Below are 16,262 nucleotides of genomic sequence, written 5' to 3'. Positions count from 1 at the left end.
CCGCCTGGATAAGGGAGATGAGATGAAGCAGGCATTTCGAGTAGCGCTAGGTTTTTTAATTCTGTGGGCGTCCGTGTTGCACGCGGAAGTTCGCATTGAAATCACCCAAGGGGTCGACTCCGCTCGTCCGATTGGCGTGGTGCCGTTTAAATGGGCGGGCCCAGGCACGCCGCCGGAAGATATCGGCAAGATTGTCGGTGCGGATCTGCGCAACAGCGGCAAATTCAACCCGATCGACGTGGCGCGCATGCCGCAGCAACCCACCTCCGCGTCTGAAGTGACGCCGGCGGCCTGGACTGCATTGGGCATCGACGCCGTGGTTGTCGGCCAGGTTCAACCTGGCGCCGACGGCAGCTACCTGATCTCCTACCAGCTGGTGGACACCTCGGGTTCGCCGGGCACCGTATTGGCGCAGAACCAGTATAAAGTGACCAAACAGTGGTTGCGTTATTCTGCCCATACCGCCAGCGACGAAGTGTTCGAGAAGCTGACCGGCATCAAGGGCGCGTTCCGCACCCGTATCGCCTACGTGGTGCAGACCAACGGCGGGAAATTCCCGTACGAGCTGCGCGTAGCGGATTACGACGGTTACAACCAGTTCACGGTGCACCGTTCGCCTGAGCCGCTGATGTCGCCGGCCTGGTCGCCGGACGGTAGCAAACTGGCTTACGTGACCTTCGAGAGCGGCCGTTCCGCGCTGGTGGTGCAAACCTTGGCTAACGGCGCCATCCGCCAGATCGCTTCGTTCCCGCGCCACAACGGTGCGCCGGCGTTCTCGCCGGACGGCAGCAAGCTGGCCTTCGCGTTGTCCAAGAGCGGCAGCCTGAACCTGTACGTGATGAACCTCGGCTCCGGCCAGATCACGCAGCTGACCGATGGCCGCAACAACAACACCGAACCGACCTGGTTCCCGGATGGTCAGTCTCTGGCGTTTACCTCCGACCAGGGCGGGCGTCCGCAGATTTATAAAATCAGCGCCAGCGGCGGTGCCGCACAGCGTCTGACGTGGGAAGGCTCTCAGAACCAGGATTCTGAAGTCAGCTCCGATGGTAAATTCCTGGTGATGGTCAGCACCAACAGTGGTGCACAACACATCGCCAAACAAGATCTTGGATCAGGCGCCGTTCAGGTTTTGACCGGCACCTTCCTGGATGAAACGCCTAGTATTGCGCCAAACGGCACCATGGTGATCTATAGCTCCACGCAAGGTATGGGCTCCGTGCTGCAGTTGGTGTCAACTGATGGGCGTTTCAAAGCGCGTCTTCCGGCAACTGATGGACAGGTCAAATTCCCTGCCTGGTCGCCGTATCTGTGATGCATGTGTAAATATGTATGGCAAACTATAAAAGGATCAAAGAAATGCAACTGAACAAAGTGCTGAAAGGGCTTCTGCTGGCACTGCCAGTTCTGGCTGTAGCAGCTTGTAGTTCTAACAAAAGCGCGAACAACGACCAATCTGGTATGGGCGCTGGCGCCGGCACTGGTATGGAAAACGGCAGCAGCAACCTGTCTTCCGAAGAACAAGCTCGTCTGCAGATGCAAGAACTGCAGAAGAACAACATCGTTTACTTCGGCCTGGACAAGTATGACGTAAGCTCCGAATTCGCTCAGATGCTGGACGCGCACGCTGCATTCCTGCGTAACAACCCGTCTTACAAAGTGACCGTTGAAGGCCACGCTGACGAACGCGGCACGCCGGAATACAACATCGCTCTGGGTGAGCGTCGTGCTAACGCCGTTAAAATGTACCTGCAGGGTAAAGGCGTTTCCGCTGACCAGATCTCTATCGTTTCTTACGGTAAAGAAAAACCAGCAGTACTGGGCCACGACGAAGCGGCTTATGCTAAAAACCGTCGTGCCGTTCTGGTTTACTAAGAGAATCGCATGAACAGTAACTTCAGACGTCACCTGTTGAGTCTGTCGTTACTGGTTGGCGTAGCGGCCCCTTGGGCCGCTACTGCCCAAGCGCCAATCAGTAATGTCGGCTCCGGCTCGGTCGAAGACCGCGTCACCTCGCTTGAGCGCATCAGCAATGCTCAAGGCCAGCTTTTAAACCAACTCCAGCAACAACTCTCTGACAATCAACGCGACATTGATTCTCTCCGTGGGCAAATCCAGGAAAGCCAGTATCAGTTGAATCAGGTCGTTGAACGCCAGAAGCAAATCTATCAACAGATGGATAGCCTCAGCCAGGGCGGCGCTCAGAGCGCCTCTGCGGCAGCGGGCGCTGCCGGCGGGGCAGCCGCAGGCGCATCTTCCGATGCGGGCAGCAGCGCGCCTGCAGCCGCTTCTGCAACGCCGAGCGGCGGTGATGAGAACAGCGACTACAACGCCGCTGTTTCTCTGGCGCTGGAAAAAAAACAGTATGACCAGGCGATTTCCGCCTTTCAGTCCTTCGTAAAACAGTACCCGAAGTCTACTTACCAGCCCAACGCCAACTATTGGCTGGGCCAGTTGTTCTACAACAAGGGTAAAAAAGACGATGCGGCCTATTATTTTGCGGTGGTGGTGAAGAATTACGCTAAATCACCGAAGGCGCCGGACGCCATGTACAAGGTGGGTATCATCATGCAGGAAAAAGGGCAGGCTGATAAAGCCAAAGCCGTGTTCCAGCAGGTGATTAAACAATACCCAACCAGTGCGGCGGCCAAGCAGGCGAAAAGTCGCGTAGGCAGTTAACGGTTAGAAAAATGAGCCCAGAAGTTAGTCGATTTGACCGATTTCTGGGCTCGTTCGCGTGAAGAACAAGCAGTTGAACGCATCGGTAAAAAATTTAGGTTGCGCTGCCAAGATAAATTAGTAATATATGCCGCCGTTGCCAAGACATCTTGCAAGATGTTAAAGCGGCAGGGAAATTGGGTCGTTAGCTCAGTTGGTAGAGCAGTTGACTTTTAATCAATTGGTCGCAGGTTCGAATCCTGCACGACCCACCAATTTCTGAAGTAGCAGTAACCACAACAGTGGGTGATTAGCTCAGTTGGTAGAGCATCTCCTTTACACGGAGGGGGTCGGCGGTTCGAGCCCGTCATCACCCACCACTGTTATGGGTCGTTAGCTCAGTTGGTAGAGCAGTTGACTTTTAATCAATTGGTCGCAGGTTCGAATCCTGCACGACCCACCATTCATAGAGAATGGCTGCAATAGAAAATCGTAAAGGATGAGAACCGTAAAGGTTCGAGTCTCGCGAAGCGAGACAACATCACTCCGGTGATGGCCCGCAAGGGCGAGGCCAAAGGCCGAGTTATCCTGCACGACCCACCATTCTTAGAGAATGGCAGCTTCAGAATCGGTTTGATGTGGCAAAGTAAAGGTCCGAGTCGAGTACCCGTCGAGTTGTCCTGAACATCCCCATCCTTGTTTTCCGCGAGTCGGTTTTTGTAACCTATTCGCCATCAGCAGTAAACCACATCAGTGGGTCGTTAGCTCAGTTGGTAGAGCAGTTGACTTTTAATCAATTGGTCGCAGGTTCGAATCCTGCACGACCCACCACTCTTTGATAGAGCAAGGTGTTAAATCGTCAGGATGAGAACCGTAGAGGTTCGAGTCTCGCGAAGCGAGACAACATCACCCCGGTGATGGCCCGCAAGGGCGAGGCCAAAGGCCGAGTTATCCTGCACGACCCACCACTCTTTGATAGAGCAGGATGTGAAAAATAGCAGTACCACAGCAGTGGGTGATTAGCTCAGTTGGTAGAGCATCTCCTTTACACGGAGGGGGTCGGCGGTTCGAGCCCGTCATCACCCACCACACTGCGGGTCGTTAGCTCAGTTGGTAGAGCAGTTGACTTTTAATCAATTGGTCGCAGGTTCGAATCCTGCACGACCCACCAATTCAGAGAAAAGCGCCTTTTGGCGCTTTTTTCGTTTCTGTAACACCCAAACCTGACTTATCCTCTTGCCAACAGAGTTTACCGAGTTGTGCAGGATGAGACAAAAGCATTTATGCTTTTGAACAGCGCTTGCGCTGGCCCGAAGGGGCCGTCTATGAAATAGGCGGATAGCCGTAGAGGCTCGAGCATCGCGCAGCGATACGACAACGCGCAGCGTTGCCCGCAGGGTGAGGCCACAGGCCGAATCAATCCTGCACGACCCACCCATTCAGAAAAAGCGCCTTTTGGCGCTTTTTTCGCATCTGTAATCCCGCACCCGAATCTTCTGCTTTCTCGTTTCAACACCGCAACGTTCTGCATCTCGTCGTTCTCTGAACGCTATACGTTCTCTCCGGGGCATTATCTGCAGCGATTTGCGTGGTCAACGCCTATGTTTTTTAATCCATTAAACACTGAGTGCGCAAATATGAAAATATCAGCGGACTTTTCGCGCGATTTTAGGTATTTTGTTTAGTATATAAAACGATGGGCGTTGCGGCAGGCGATATTCACGCGGCAGGCGCCTAGCCTAGCATGAGATTGCAGCGATGAGTGAAATGTTTGATGTCAACGCGGCGGTGTATCCCTTCCCGCCGAAACCGGTACCGCTGGACGTAGCGGAAAAAGCCTTTTATCGCGAGAAGATCAAAACCCTGCTCAAGCAGCGCAATGCGGTGATGGTCGCCCACTACTATACCGATCCGGAAATCCAGGCGCTGGCGGAAGAAACCGGTGGCTGCGTGGCGGATTCGCTGGAAATGGCGCGCTTCGGCAGCGCCCATCCGGCTTCCACGTTGTTGGTGGCCGGCGTGCGCTTCATGGGGGAGACCGCCAAGATCCTCAGCCCGGAAAAACAGGTGCTGATGCCGACCCTGTTTGCCGAATGTTCGCTTGACCTGGGTTGCCCGGAAGAGGAGTTCCATGTGTTTTGCGACAGCCATCCCGATCGCACCGTGGTGGTCTATGCGAACACCTCGGCGGCGGTCAAAGCACGCGCCGACTGGGTGGTGACCTCCAGCATCGCCGTCGAACTGATCGAGCATCTGGATAGCCTGGGCGAGAAAATTATTTGGGCGCCGGATCGCCATCTCGGCAGCTATGTGCAGAAGCAGACCGGCGCCGACGTGCTGTGCTGGCAAGGCGCCTGCATTGTCCATGACGAGTTCAAGACCCAGGCGCTGCGGCGCATGAAGGCGCTCTATCCGCAGGCGGCTATCCTGGTGCATCCCGAATCGCCTCAGGCGGTGGTCGAGCTGGCGGATGCGGTGGGGTCTACCAGCCAGTTGATTCAGGCGGCGAAAACATTGCCGCATCAACAGCTGATCGTTGCTACCGATCGCGGTATCTTTTACAAGATGCAGCAGGCCTGTCCGGACAAGGAGCTGTTCGAAGCGCCGACCGCCGGAGAAGGCGCGACCTGCCGCAGCTGCGCGCATTGCCCGTGGATGGCGATGAATGGCCTGAAGGCGATTGCCGAAGGGCTGGAGCAGGGGGGCGCGCAGCATGAGATCCACGTGGACGCTGCGCTGCGTGAAAAGGCGCTGGTGCCGCTGAACCGCATGCTGGATTTCGCCGCTCAGCTTAAGATGCAGGTTAAAGGCAACGCTTAACCGTTTAAAAGGATGACCTCATGAGCTTCTTCAGTACCAGCAATATTCTGGTGCATATTCCGCTTGGCGCGGGCGGTTACGATCTGTCGTGGATCGAAGCCATCGGCACCCTGTTCGGATTGCTGTGCATCTGGTACGCCAGCAAGGAAAAAATCATCAACTACCTGTTCGGCCTGATCAACGTCACGCTGTTCGCGGTGATTTTCTTCCAGATCCAGCTGTACGCCAGCCTGCTGCTGCAGCTGTTTTTCTTCGGCGCCAATATTTACGGTTGGTATGCCTGGAGCCGCCAGACGCAGGATAATCAGGCTGAGCTGCAGATCCGCTGGCTGCCGCTGCCGAAAGCGCTGGCTTGGGCGGCGGTGTGCGTCATCGGCATCGGCCTGATGACCTTCAACATTGACCGCGTGTTCGCCTGGCTGACGCAGATTGCGGTGGCGGTGATGCAAGGGCTGGGGCTGAACGTACAGATGCCGACGCTGCAGCCGGACGCTTTCCCGTTCTGGGATTCGGCGATGATGGTGCTGTCCATCGTGGCGATGATCCTGATGACGCGCAAGTACGTGGAAAACTGGCTGCTGTGGGTGGTGATCGATGTCATCAGCGTGGCGATCTTCGCTTACCAGGGCGTTTACGCGATGGCGCTGGAGTACGTCATTCTGACGTTGATCGCGCTGAACGGCTCCTGGCTGTGGATCAAGAGCGCCGGGCGCAACCATTCCAATCCGCTATCTTCCGCGCCGTAACAACGCAGAGGGCGCCGTGATGGCGCCCTCTTGGCTTAGTGGCGATGCCCAAGGTGCGAATGCGCTTCGGCATGTGAGTGTTCACTCGGCTCCGGCGCCCGATTGATACCGCAGTCCGGCGTCTCGCAATGCCGGTACTCCATCTGAATGGTCACGTGGCCGATCTTGTAGTGTTGCAACAGATAAGCCTGGATGCGTTGCAACAGCCCATCGTGGTCATGTGGCGGGATCACCTGCGCATGCAGCGTCATCAGCTTCTGTTCGCCGATCTGCCAGACGTGTACGTGGTGGATATTGCGCACTTCCGGGATGTTCAGGCACAGGTCTTTTTGCAGCTTGGCGATGTCAACCTCCTGCGGTGTGCCTTCCAGCAGCTCGTGGAAGCTCTCCTTCAGCAGCCGCCAGGCGCTGCGCAGTACCAGACAGGAGACCAGTACCGACAGGATCGGGTCAATCGGCGTCCAGCCGGTGGCGAGAATAACGATGGCCGCGACGATAGCGCCCACCGAGCCGAGCAGGTCGCCCAGCACATGCAGCGCGGCGGCGCGCACGTTGATATTTTTCTCTTCGCTGCCGCGATGCAGCAGCCAGAAGGCGAACAGGTTCGCCAGCAGCCCCGCTATGGCGATGATCAGCATCGGGGTACCCATCACCGGCTGCGGTTCGAAGAAACGCCGTATCGCCTCCCACAGGATGAATACCACGATCACCAGCAGCGCTGCGGCGTTGAGGAAGGCCGCCAGCGTGGTCAGGCGCAGGTAGCCGAAGGTGTGGCGCGCGTTGGGTTTGCGCTGGGAGAAGTGTACCGCCATCAGCGCCACCAGCAGCGCGGCGGCGTCGGTCAGCATATGGCCGGCGTCGGCCAACAGCGCCAGCGAGCCGGACAACAGGCCGCCGACCACCTCGGCCACCATAAAGACGGCGGTGACTAAAAAAGCGGTCAGTAGGCGTTTACTATTACTGTCTTTCGGCAGGTGTACGTGTGGAGTGTCCGACATTATTCATCCTTATGCATAGCGAAAGAGGGGGCGGCGGCGAGCAGAGCGCCCAGCTCCGGTTCTATCTGCGCCACTAACGCCTTTAATTTAGTATAAGCGGCGGCGGCAAGCTCGCCCCGACGTGCGGTATCCACCAGCTGTTGGCACAGTTGCGCAGCTTCCGGCAGCTGCAGCATCAGCAGGCTGCCCTTGATGCGGTGTGCCGCCTGCTCCAGGCGAGGCCAGTCGTTCGCGGCGACGGCGTCCGCGAGCCGCTGCCGGTCTTGCCGCAGCGTATCGCCGAGGGTCTGCGCCAGCCGCTGCAGCATGGCGCGATCGCCGCCCGCCATTTCGGCCAGCGTTTGCCGTAGGTCAGTAAGGACTGACTTTTCTTCCTGAGCCTGCGGTTGCTGAGCCAATACCTGGCCGATCGCCGTCAGCGAAATCGGCTTGGTCAGGAAGTGATCGATCGCCACCAGCCCCGGCGGGATGCGGGTAAACTCCTGCACGTCCGCCGAACAGAGCACGATGCGGCAAGGCGGGCGCTGCAGCCGCTGTTCGTCGCGCCGGATCAGCCTGGCCAGCGTCAGGCCGTCCGGGCGCGGCATGTTATAGTCGATAAACAGCAGGTCAAACGGCTGCCGTCGCTGGGCCTTCAGCAGCGCATAGCCTTGTTCGAAGCGGGCGGGTTGCTGCCCGAAGTGGCGCAGTTGGCGTTCCAGCAGCAACAAATTGGTGGGATGATCGTCGATCAGCGCGGTACGCAAGGCGGAAGACGGCAGAGCAAAGGTGTGCTCCTCCTGGGCGCCAGCTGGCGCGTCGCCGCTCAGCTCGACCGGTATCACTACCTCGACGCGGGTGCCGACGCCCGGCTGCGAGTGCAGCTCTATGCGGCCGCCCATCTGTTCGACGATTTCTTTGCAGATAGAGAGGCCCAAACCGGTACCTTGCACCGAGATGCGTTGCGCGCCGCGCGCGCGGTAAAACGGTTGAAACAGCTTGCTTACTTCATCGGCGGCGATGCCGCAGCCGCTGTCGTTCACCGTTAACTGCAACTCTCCCCGTCGTTCATCCTGCGCGCGCCAGCCGACCTCGACCTGAATGGTTCCGCGCGTCGTGAACTTTATCGCGTTGTTTATCAGGTTGTTAGCCACCTGAAGTAAACGCTCACCATCAATGACCACCGCCTCCGGCAGCGCCGGATCCGCCGCCACCTTCAACGTCAACGGCCGTTCGCCGATAAGCGGCCGGTAAAGGGCGTCAATGCGCGCGACCCAGGGGCGCAGCGCCACCGGTTTTGGTGCCAACGTCAACGACCCGGTTTCCAGCCGCGCGTGATCCTGCAGGTCGTTGAGCAGGTTGAGCAGCGATGAGGCCGAACTGTAAATCACCGGCAGGCCTTCCGGCGCCGGTTGGCGTTTGAGCTCCAGTTCCAGCAGGCCAAGGATGGCGTGCATCGGCGTGCGCAGTTCATGGCTGACGGTGGCGAGGAATTTGCTCTTCATGCGGTTTTCCGCTTCGGCGCGGCGGCGCGCCTGCTCGAGCTCTTCGCGTTCGCGTTTTTCACGGCGCTGCAGCATGAAACGGCGCAGCGTCAGCGCCAACAGCAGCACGGTGGCGGCGGCCAACAGCGCCAGCAGCCAGGTGGTCTGCGGCGGCATGCGGTTGTCGTTCACCGCGTCGATAAGGTTGCTGCGGTCGACGATCCACTCGTCGCGCAGCGATTGCAGGGTATCCGCCGGGATCTGCATCAGGTTCTTATCGAGGATCGCCAGCAGCAGCGGCTGATCGCGGCGTACGCCGAAGGCTACCGGATAGGGGATGTTGTTGGCGGCGAAGGCCAGTTTGATCGCGCCGGAATAGCGCGACAGCGCCAAAAAGTTGGCGGAAATGACGTTATCTACCAGCGCATCCAACTGGCCGTTGGCCAGCGCGTCGTACATCGACTTGCTGTCGGCGAAGCTGACGGTCTGTTCCTGCTCCGGTACCAGCCCCTGAGCCAAATCGCCCTGCAACACGCCGATGCGCTTGCCGGCCAGATCGCTCCAGGTCGAGACGCCGTTGGCATACTGGCCGACGTAAACGCCCCACAGCGAACGGTGGATCGGCATGCTGGCGCCATAGCGCGCCTTGACGCCGCGCGCCAGTGGCAGGGCGGCGCGGAAGCTGGCCTGGCCGGATTGCACCAGTTGATCGGCCTGCTCGGCGTTGCGCGCCCACAGCGGCGCGAAACGCAGCCCAGTGTTTTGCGCGATGATGTTGAGAATATCGATGGCGTAGCCGCGCGGCTGGCCGTCGGAACCGCGGTAGGCGAACGGGAAGTTGTTCTCGATGGCGGCATAGTAAACCACGCGGTGGCTCGCCACCCAATTCTTCTCCATCGTCGTCAGATCGGCATTGCCGGTATCGAGGTAGCTGGGGATCTTTTTGCTCCAGCGGCTCTGTAGGGCATTCATCAGTTCCATCGGCGCGTCGGCGATGGCGGTGTCCAGCGTGTCTATCAGGCGCGGGTCGGCGGCGGCGAACACGAAGGAAAGGTTGCCCAGGTTCTCGTTGCTTTCAATTTGATAGAGCTGGCCGAGCTGCAGCTGGTCGATGATAAAGCTGGCGCTGGCCTCGTCGGCGATAAAGTAGTCGCTGCTGCCGTTGAGCAGCGAATAGACCGCCTGCAGGTTGTTGTCGTAGCGCTGGATCTGCGACGCCACCGCCTGCAGGGCGCCGCCGGACTGCATGTCGGTCAGCGCGCCGATCGCGACGCGGGCGTTGGCGGAATTGAGCATCACCGGCCGATCGTTGCTGCGATCGCGCAATACGCGCAGGTTGCTGATGTAGTAAGGCTGGGAGATCTCCAGCCCGTGCAGCGCTTCGCTCTGCGGGATGCCGTACAGCAGATCGACCTTGCCGTCGTGCAGCGCCTGTTCCAGCTGGGTCAGATCGGCGAAGCCGTAAATGGCGAAGCGGATGCCGGTCACCTGCTGAATATAGCCGAGGTAGTCGGCGTTCAGCCCATACAGATCGTCGTCCACGATGATGTTGTACGGGCTGGTGTTCTCACTGATGATGCCGACGCGCAGCGTGCGATCGCGCCAGGGATTTTTCTCGCCGACGATCAGCATATTCTCAGGGGTATTCAGGTTGCTGACCAGCTGATAGCGCACCGGCTCCGCCGCCTGCGCCAGGCCGCACCACAGGATCAGCAGCAGCAGGGCGCGGCGCATCATGGCGCCAGCTCTTTAAACACCGCCACCAGCTCCAGCAGGTTGCCGGCGCCGGTTTTGCGCTGGATGTTTTTTTTGTGCGTGCTGACGGTCTTGTTGCTGATGTGCAGCCGGTCGGCGATCTGCAGGTTGGATAGCCCCTGGCTCAGCAAGCCCAGCACCTCGAGCTCCTTAGGGGTGAGCAGCCCGCCGTCCGCCGTCGGCGCCTCTTCGGCCAGCGCGGCGGCGGGGAAGCTGATTTCACCGTCCAGCACCTGCTCGATCGCCTGCACCAACTCCGCCAGCGAGCTGCCTTTATTGACGAAACCGTCGGCGCCGGCGGCATGCGCCATGCGCGCATAGACATCGGCTTCCTGCGCTGTATAGATCAGGATCTTTTGTTGCGGATAGCGGCGGCGGATTTTTTTCAACAGCTGCAGCCCGTCGACCTGCGGCAGGCCGATATCCAGGATCACCAGGCCGAAAGCGGCCTCGGCCAGCAGGGCCAGCGCCTGTACGTCATCCTGCGCCGCCTGCAGGCGGTAGGGGCGGGATGATTTCATTAGCGCCGCTTCCAGTGCGACATGAACCACCGGGTGGTCATCAACTAATAGCAGAGAGGGCATGTTCAACTCGGGTCACTTTATATTCCGATCGCTAGCATAGCGAAAAAGGAGGCTCTGCGCTCGCCAGATGAAACAGCACAATCTGCTGTTAATTTGGCGGTTCCAGCGGTGGGGGGCAAAGGTGATTTACAGCGCCATTCTCACAGGCTAGATTGTTGGGATCTACACCGTTACGCACTGCGAAATACCCCACGATACCGAATGGAAAAGCTATGAATTACCAAAACGACGATTTACGCATTAATGATATTAAGGAACTCCTGCCGCCGGTGGCTTTGCTGGAGAAATTCCCGGCCACTGAACGCGCGGCAAAGACGGTGTCCCAGGCCCGCAGCGCAATTCACAATATCCTCCGCGGCAGCGACGATCGCCTGCTGGTGGTAATTGGCCCTTGCTCCATCCATGATACCCAAGCCGCCAAAGAGTACGCGGGGCGCCTGCTGGCGCTGCGTGAAGAACTGAGCGGCGAGCTGGAAGTGGTGATGCGCGTGTACTTCGAAAAACCGCGCACCACCGTGGGCTGGAAAGGCCTGATCAACGATCCGCAAATGGACAACAGCTTCAACATCAACGACGGCCTGCGCCTGGCGCGCAAGCTGCTGGTGGAGATCAACGACAGCGGGCTGCCGGCCGCCGGCGAATTCCTCGACATGATCACGCCGCAATACCTGGCGGATCTGATGAGCTGGGGCGCTATCGGCGCGCGCACCACGGAATCGCAGGTGCACCGTGAACTGGCCTCCGGCCTCTCTTGCCCGGTCGGCTTCAAGAACGGCACCGACGGCACCATCAAGGTGGCGATCGACGCCATCAACGCCGCCGGCGCGCCGCACTGTTTCCTGTCGGTGACCAAATGGGGCCACTCGGCGATCGTTAACACCAGCGGCAACGGTGACTGCCACATTATCCTGCGCGGCGGCAAAGAGCCAAACTACAGTGCGGCGCATGTGAAGGACGTCAAAGCCGGCCTGAGCAAAGCGGGGCTGCCGGCGCAGGTGATGATCGACTTCAGCCATGCCAACAGCAGCAAACAGTTCAAAAAACAGATGGACGTGAGCGCCGATGTTTGCGGGCAGATTGGCGGCGGTGAAAAAGCGATTATCGGTGTGATGATCGAAAGCCACCTGGTGGAAGGCAACCAGAGCCTCGAAAGCGGTGAGCCGCTGGTTTACGGCAAGAGCGTCACCGACGGTTGCATCGGCTGGCAGGATACCGAAACCGTGCTGCGCGATCTGGCGGCGGCGGTGAAAGCGCGCCGCGGTTAATCGCGTAAAGAGGGCTCGCCAGCGGGCCCTTTTTCTATTTACCTTAAAATTTTATATCTCTTGTCAATTTAAGGCCTACAGTCAATAGGCTTATTAAATCTTTAAGCGGCCGTATTCGCATTATTCCTATTTAATAAAAGAATAATTGTCACCGCTCTCGGCATTGTGCTTATATAAGACGCTTTTTTATTCCATAAACCCCGCAGGCCTAATAAGTGGGGAGTGGTATGACCTTATTCCTTTCAGGATGAAAGAATTATGACAAACAATACCTCGCAGCCGCTGGGGCTGCACCGGATTAAATTCCATGGGAAAGGTGGTGAGTACTTCGCTATTTGGTTAGTCAACGCGTTATTGACCGCGCTGACCCTGGGCATCTATTCCGCCTGGGCGACGGTGCGTCGTCGTCGCTATTTTTACGGCAACACGGAATTGGACGGCGATCGTTTCGATTATCATGCGCAGCCGCTGCAAATTCTGAAAGGACGGCTGTTGGTGATTGGCGGCATCATCGTATTTTATTTCCTGCTGGCGGTGACGCCATTGCTGGGGCTGTTGGCGCTGCTGGTATTGCTTGCCCTGCTGCCGTGGATTGTTATCCGCAGCTGGCGCTACAATGCGATTATGTCGAGCTATCGCGGCGTGCGCTTTAATTATGTCTGCCGCACCGGGCGCGCCTATTGGGCTTTGCTGTTCTGCCCGTTATTGCTGATTATCGGACTGTATGTCGGTCTGATCGTCTTGCTCGGCATTGGCAGCGGTCTTGGCAGCATCAACGCCATCGCATTTATGCTGGTGCTGACGCTGATTTTGGCCGTGCCGGCATTTGCGGCGGTAAACGGCATTATTAGCGCACTGCAGCATGATTTGTACGTTAATAACCTGTTTTTCGGGAACACGCCGTTTATTGCCGAACTGAAGAAATCGGCCTTTATCAAATTTGCCTTGATCGGCCTGCTCATATTCCTGCCGTTCATGTTGGTCGCGCTGGTGTGCATCGGTTCGTTCTTCTTTACCCTCTATCAGATGGTGTTGATGGGCATGTTGACCAACGAAGCCATCGATGTGCTGGTGCTGGACAATATCAGCAGCCTTCTGCTGATGATGGTGGTGCTGCTGATCGGCGCCCTGGTGGCCAGCAGCTACCAGGTTGTCGCCCAACGCAACTACCTGTTTAACCAGGCAAGGCTGAACGGCGACATCAAGCTGCATTCCTCAATGAAAACGCTGCCGTACATGGGATTGTTGATCACCAATACCCTGATTACCCTGTTCTCGCTCGGTTTGGCGGCGCCGGTGGCGGAAGTGCGTCATGCCCGTTATCTGGCGGCGTGCACGGCGGTTGAAGGCGATCTGGCGCTGCTGGACATTACGGCGCATCAGGAAACCGCCAACAGCGCGGTGGCCGAAGAAGCGGTGCAGGCGCTGGATCTGGGCGGCAGCTTCTGAGGCGCCGATGATCCTTGAAGGCGCTTATCAGTTGCCGGGGCGGGCCGCACGTGAGGCGGCTCGTCTGCTGGTGAACGAAAGCGGCGAAGGCGTGACGTTGCAGCGGCAGGATGAACAGCGTTACATCCCGCTGACGGACATCACCGTTTCTGCCGCGCTGGGCAATATTCCGCTGACGCTCACCTTCAAGGGGGGCGGGCGCTTTGTGCCCGACGACGACGCGGCCTTTCGCCGCTGGTTCTATCAGCGCCGTTCGCCGGGGTGGGTGCATCGCCTGGAACGCCATAAACGCGGCGTCGCCCTGGCGCTGCTGATGACGCTGTTGGCGGTAGTGGCTTACGTTTACGTGGTGCTGCCGTGGGCGAGCAGCGAGATCGCCATGCGCATCCCCACCTCGGTGGAACAGAAGCTGGGCGAACATACGCAGACGTTCTTGGAGCAGAGCGGCTTCGCGCCCTCGGCACTGCCGGCCGAGCGGCAACGGGCGCTGCAGCAGCTGTTCCGGCAGGTGATGCCGGCCGACATGCGCCAAGAGCGCACGCCGCTCTCGCTGAAGTTGATGGCGGCGCCCGGTGCGCCGAACGCCTTTATGTTGCCGGACGGCACGCTGGTGCTCAGCGATAGCCTGGTCACCTTGTCGAAAAACGACGATGGCCTGGCGGCGGTGATGCTGCACGAAATGGGGCATCACGCTTATCGCCATCCGATGCGCATGTTGGTGCGTTCGTCACTGGTGGCGTTGACGCTGATGTGGATGACGGGTGACGTCAGCGGCATCGGCGACACGTTGCTGCAGTCCGCATCCTTCGTAAATGAGATGCAGTTTTCTCGCGGGATGGAGCGTGAGGCGGATGCGTTTGCGATAGCGGAAATGCAGCGCCAGGGGCATTCGCTGGCGGAAATGGCGGCGATCTATCGCGCGTTGGCGCAGGCGCCTGAACGAGAAAAGACCGATGACTGGGCGCTGCCGGCCTGGCTCAGCACCCATCCGGCGATGCAGGAACGGCTGGATGCGGTGAATGAGGCGATGGCGCAGCAGAAATAAAAAAGCCCCCGGTGAAAACCGGGGGCTTTTTCGTGAACCGGCGAAATTACTTCGCTTTACCCTGGTTCGCCACGGCCGCCGCTTTTGCAGCGATCTCATCGGCGTTACCCAGGTAGTAACGTTTGGTTGGCTTGAAGTTCTCGTCGAACTCATACACCAACGGCACGCCGGTTGGGATGTTCAGCTCGAGGATTTCGTCTTCGCTCAGGTTATCCAGGTATTTCACCAGCGCGCGCAGCGAGTTGCCGTGCGCCGCAACGATCACGCGCTCGCCGCTCTTGATGCGTGGCAGGATCTCTTCGTCCCAGTAAGGGATAACGCGATCGATGGTCAGCGCCAGGCTTTCGGTCAGCGGCAGCTCTTGCTCGCTCAGCGAGGCGTAGCGCGGATCGTGGCCAGGGTAACGTTCGTCTTCTTTGGTCAGCTCCGGCGGGGTCACCGCGAAGCCGCGACGCCATTGTTTCACCTGCTCGTCGCCGTATTTTTCAGCGGTTTCGGCTTTGTTCAGACCCTGCAGCGCGCCGTAGTGACGTTCGTTCAGCTTCCAGGATTTTTCGGTTGGCAACCAGGCCTGATCCAGCTCGTCGAGGATGTTCCACAAGGTGTGGATCGCGCGCTTCAGTACGGAGGTGTAAGCGAAGTCGAAAGTGAAACCTTCTTCTTTCAACAGCTTGCCTGCTGCTTTCGCTTCGGTGCGGCCCTTATCGGACAGATCAACATCATACCAACCGGTGAAGCGGTTTTCTTGGTTCCACTGGCTTTCGCCGTGACGCACCAGAACCAGCTTAGTTACAGCCATAGCTTAACTCCTTAATAATCTGACATTTCAATGATAACGAAAATCATTATATTGCCGCGGGCCGGGGCTCGGCAATCGATAGTGTCTAACCATAGCCAATTTCTTGCCGCAAAGTAAGGGCTGGAGAAAGGAAAAAGCTGAATCGTTCAGCCTGAGGCGGAAGGGGGAGAAACGGCGCGCCGAAATCGTTTCGGGCGCGCCGTGGCGTGGGGTAAATCAGGCCGATTTTTTCAGGCAGTTGCTCATGAAGGTTTTACGCGCGTCGCCCTTCAGATTCTTGGTCTTGGCGTCGGCGTTGCAGGTTTTCATCTTCTGCTGCTGCGGCGTCAGGGTTTTGCCTGTCGCAGCGGCGCCTTCGGATTTCAGACAGGTGCTCATAAAGGTGGAGCGATCCGCGCCTTTCAGCGACTTGGTGGATGCCTGCTGGTTGCAATCGGTCATGCGTTTCTGTTGGGCCGCCTGCGCCGGCGAAGGCGTTTTTGTCGCCGTCGTCGCGTCGGCCGCCATCAGATTGGTGCTCAGCATTAAGCCCGCCAGCAATGGAAGTGCAGTAATCAGACGCATAGGTGTTCCTTCAGCTATTGATTGGCCGCCATCGGCCGAAAATTGTGACGTTGCACAAGGCGTTGTGCTTATCACGGTAGCCTGAGTGTAGTGCGCGCTTTGGAATAAGGAAAGGT

Annotated in this window: 13 protein-coding genes, 6 tRNA genes and 2 other RNA genes; 16 read left to right on the top strand and 5 right to left on the bottom strand. The window is 58.4% G+C overall.

Annotated elements, in window-relative coordinates; all coding sequences use genetic code 11:
• Positions 1-22 precede the first annotated feature (22 nt).
• From tolB to pnuC, 13 genes are all read left to right on the top strand, one after another.
• Positions 23-1,315, top strand: coding sequence for a Tol-Pal system beta propeller repeat protein TolB (gene tolB, locus IMX17_RS12260; protein WP_004939856.1), 1,293 nt, complete (start codon positions 23-25; stop codon positions 1,313-1,315).
• Positions 1,316-1,359: 44 nt separating this feature from the next.
• Positions 1,360-1,875, top strand: a complete 516-nt coding sequence (gene pal, locus IMX17_RS12255; protein WP_004939853.1) for a peptidoglycan-associated lipoprotein Pal — start codon at positions 1,360-1,362, stop codon at positions 1,873-1,875.
• A 9-nt stretch (positions 1,876-1,884) separates the two neighbouring features.
• Positions 1,885-2,679: a cell division protein CpoB gene (gene cpoB, locus IMX17_RS12250; RefSeq protein ID WP_182264960.1), complete on the top strand. Its 795-nt coding sequence runs from the start codon at positions 1,885-1,887 to the stop codon at positions 2,677-2,679.
• Between the two features lie 178 nt (positions 2,680-2,857).
• Positions 2,858-2,933: transfer RNA gene (locus tag IMX17_RS12245), tRNA-Lys, on the top strand.
• 29 nt (positions 2,934-2,962) lie between these two features.
• Positions 2,963-3,038: transfer RNA gene (locus IMX17_RS12240), tRNA-Val, on the top strand.
• A 7-nt stretch (positions 3,039-3,045) separates the two neighbouring features.
• Positions 3,046-3,121, top strand: a tRNA-Lys gene (locus IMX17_RS12235).
• Between the two features lie 15 nt (positions 3,122-3,136).
• Positions 3,137-3,261, top strand: a non-coding RNA gene (locus IMX17_RS12230) — RtT sRNA.
• A gap of 152 nt (positions 3,262-3,413) precedes the next feature.
• Positions 3,414-3,489: transfer RNA gene (locus tag IMX17_RS12225), tRNA-Lys, on the top strand.
• Between the two features lie 13 nt (positions 3,490-3,502).
• Positions 3,503-3,626, top strand: a non-coding RNA gene (locus tag IMX17_RS12220) — RtT sRNA.
• A 45-nt stretch (positions 3,627-3,671) separates the two neighbouring features.
• Positions 3,672-3,747 (top strand) — tRNA-Val (locus tag IMX17_RS12215).
• Between the two features lie 6 nt (positions 3,748-3,753).
• Positions 3,754-3,829: transfer RNA gene (locus IMX17_RS12210), tRNA-Lys, on the top strand.
• Between the two features lie 587 nt (positions 3,830-4,416).
• Positions 4,417-5,478: a quinolinate synthase NadA gene (gene nadA, locus IMX17_RS12205; RefSeq protein ID WP_193549806.1), complete on the top strand. Its 1,062-nt coding sequence runs from the start codon at positions 4,417-4,419 to the stop codon at positions 5,476-5,478.
• A 20-nt stretch (positions 5,479-5,498) separates the two neighbouring features.
• Positions 5,499-6,224 carry a nicotinamide riboside transporter PnuC gene (pnuC, locus tag IMX17_RS12200; protein ID WP_021504601.1) on the top strand — a complete coding sequence of 242 codons (726 nt, stop codon included), beginning with the start codon at positions 5,499-5,501 and terminating at the stop codon, positions 6,222-6,224.
• A gap of 35 nt (positions 6,225-6,259) precedes the next feature.
• On the opposite strand, the gene zitB is transcribed toward pnuC, so the two are convergent.
• Genes zitB through IMX17_RS12185 form a run of 3 tightly spaced genes read right to left on the bottom strand, consistent with a single transcriptional unit; the run spans position 6,260 to position 11,024 of the window.
• Positions 6,260-7,222 (bottom strand): CDF family zinc transporter ZitB, encoded by a 963-nt coding sequence (zitB, locus tag IMX17_RS12195; RefSeq protein WP_033652340.1) that lies wholly within the window; start codon positions 7,220-7,222, stop codon positions 6,260-6,262.
• Positions 7,222-10,422, bottom strand: coding sequence for a transporter substrate-binding domain-containing protein (locus tag IMX17_RS12190; RefSeq protein ID WP_182264958.1), 3,201 nt, complete (start codon positions 10,420-10,422; stop codon positions 7,222-7,224). Before IMX17_RS12190 ends, zitB begins: the two co-directional genes overlap by 1 nt.
• A complete protein-coding gene (locus IMX17_RS12185; RefSeq protein WP_033642206.1) occupies positions 10,419-11,024 on the bottom strand; it encodes a response regulator transcription factor in 606 nt (201 codons plus the stop codon). Before IMX17_RS12185 ends, IMX17_RS12190 begins: the two co-directional genes overlap by 4 nt.
• A gap of 212 nt (positions 11,025-11,236) precedes the next feature.
• Between IMX17_RS12185 and aroG the strand changes: the two genes are divergently transcribed.
• From aroG to IMX17_RS12170, 3 genes are all read left to right on the top strand, one after another.
• Positions 11,237-12,289 (top strand): 3-deoxy-7-phosphoheptulonate synthase AroG, encoded by a 1,053-nt coding sequence (gene aroG / locus IMX17_RS12180; protein ID WP_025301893.1) that lies wholly within the window; start codon positions 11,237-11,239, stop codon positions 12,287-12,289.
• A 258-nt stretch (positions 12,290-12,547) separates the two neighbouring features.
• Complete coding sequence (locus tag IMX17_RS12175; RefSeq protein WP_033642207.1) at positions 12,548-13,738, top strand: YjgN family protein; 1,191 nt, start codon at positions 12,548-12,550, stop codon at positions 13,736-13,738.
• A 7-nt stretch (positions 13,739-13,745) separates the two neighbouring features.
• Positions 13,746-14,783, top strand: coding sequence for a M48 family metallopeptidase (locus IMX17_RS12170; protein ID WP_182264957.1), 1,038 nt, complete (start codon positions 13,746-13,748; stop codon positions 14,781-14,783).
• A gap of 46 nt (positions 14,784-14,829) precedes the next feature.
• On the opposite strand, the gene gpmA is transcribed toward IMX17_RS12170, so the two are convergent.
• Both gpmA and IMX17_RS12160 read right to left on the bottom strand, forming a co-directional pair.
• Entirely contained in the window at positions 14,830-15,582 is a 753-nt protein-coding gene (gene gpmA, locus IMX17_RS12165) for a 2,3-diphosphoglycerate-dependent phosphoglycerate mutase (protein WP_016928714.1), read from the bottom strand.
• Between the two features lie 216 nt (positions 15,583-15,798).
• On the bottom strand, positions 15,799-16,146 hold the full coding sequence (locus IMX17_RS12160; RefSeq protein ID WP_046896799.1) for a PsiF family protein: 348 nt from the start codon (positions 16,144-16,146) through the stop codon (positions 15,799-15,801).
• Positions 16,147-16,262: the final 116 nt, after the last annotated feature.

The sequence above is a fragment of the Serratia sp. X3 genome, assembly GCF_014982455.1.
Lineage (GTDB): Bacteria > Pseudomonadota > Gammaproteobacteria > Enterobacterales > Enterobacteriaceae > Serratia > Serratia ureilytica.
This window is presented reverse-complemented; position numbering and strand designations above follow the sequence as displayed.

Bases quoted from the DNA above. Each gene is read 5' to 3' on its own strand.
- cpoB (WP_182264960.1), top strand. From the start codon at position 1,885: ATGAACAGTAACTTCAGACGTCACCTGTTGAGTCTGTCGTTACTGGTT.
- pal (WP_004939853.1), top strand. From the start codon at position 1,360: ATGCAACTGAACAAAGTGCTGAAAGGGCTTCTGCTGGCACTGCCAGTT.
- nadA (WP_193549806.1), top strand. From the start codon at position 4,417: ATGAGTGAAATGTTTGATGTCAACGCGGCGGTGTATCCCTTCCCGCCG.
- IMX17_RS12190 (WP_182264958.1), bottom strand. From the start codon at position 10,422: ATGATGCGCCGCGCCCTGCTGCTGCTGATCCTGTGGTGCGGCCTGGCG.
- IMX17_RS12185 (WP_033642206.1), bottom strand. From the start codon at position 11,024: ATGCCCTCTCTGCTATTAGTTGATGACCACCCGGTGGTTCATGTCGCA.
- IMX17_RS12175 (WP_033642207.1), top strand. From the start codon at position 12,548: ATGACAAACAATACCTCGCAGCCGCTGGGGCTGCACCGGATTAAATTC.
- IMX17_RS12160 (WP_046896799.1), bottom strand. From the start codon at position 16,146: ATGCGTCTGATTACTGCACTTCCATTGCTGGCGGGCTTAATGCTGAGC.
- aroG (WP_025301893.1), top strand. From the start codon at position 11,237: ATGAATTACCAAAACGACGATTTACGCATTAATGATATTAAGGAACTC.
- gpmA (WP_016928714.1), bottom strand. From the start codon at position 15,582: ATGGCTGTAACTAAGCTGGTTCTGGTGCGTCACGGCGAAAGCCAGTGG.
- IMX17_RS12170 (WP_182264957.1), top strand. From the start codon at position 13,746: ATGATCCTTGAAGGCGCTTATCAGTTGCCGGGGCGGGCCGCACGTGAG.
- pnuC (WP_021504601.1), top strand. From the start codon at position 5,499: ATGAGCTTCTTCAGTACCAGCAATATTCTGGTGCATATTCCGCTTGGC.
- tolB (WP_004939856.1), top strand. From the start codon at position 23: ATGAAGCAGGCATTTCGAGTAGCGCTAGGTTTTTTAATTCTGTGGGCG.
- zitB (WP_033652340.1), bottom strand. From the start codon at position 7,222: ATGTCGGACACTCCACACGTACACCTGCCGAAAGACAGTAATAGTAAA.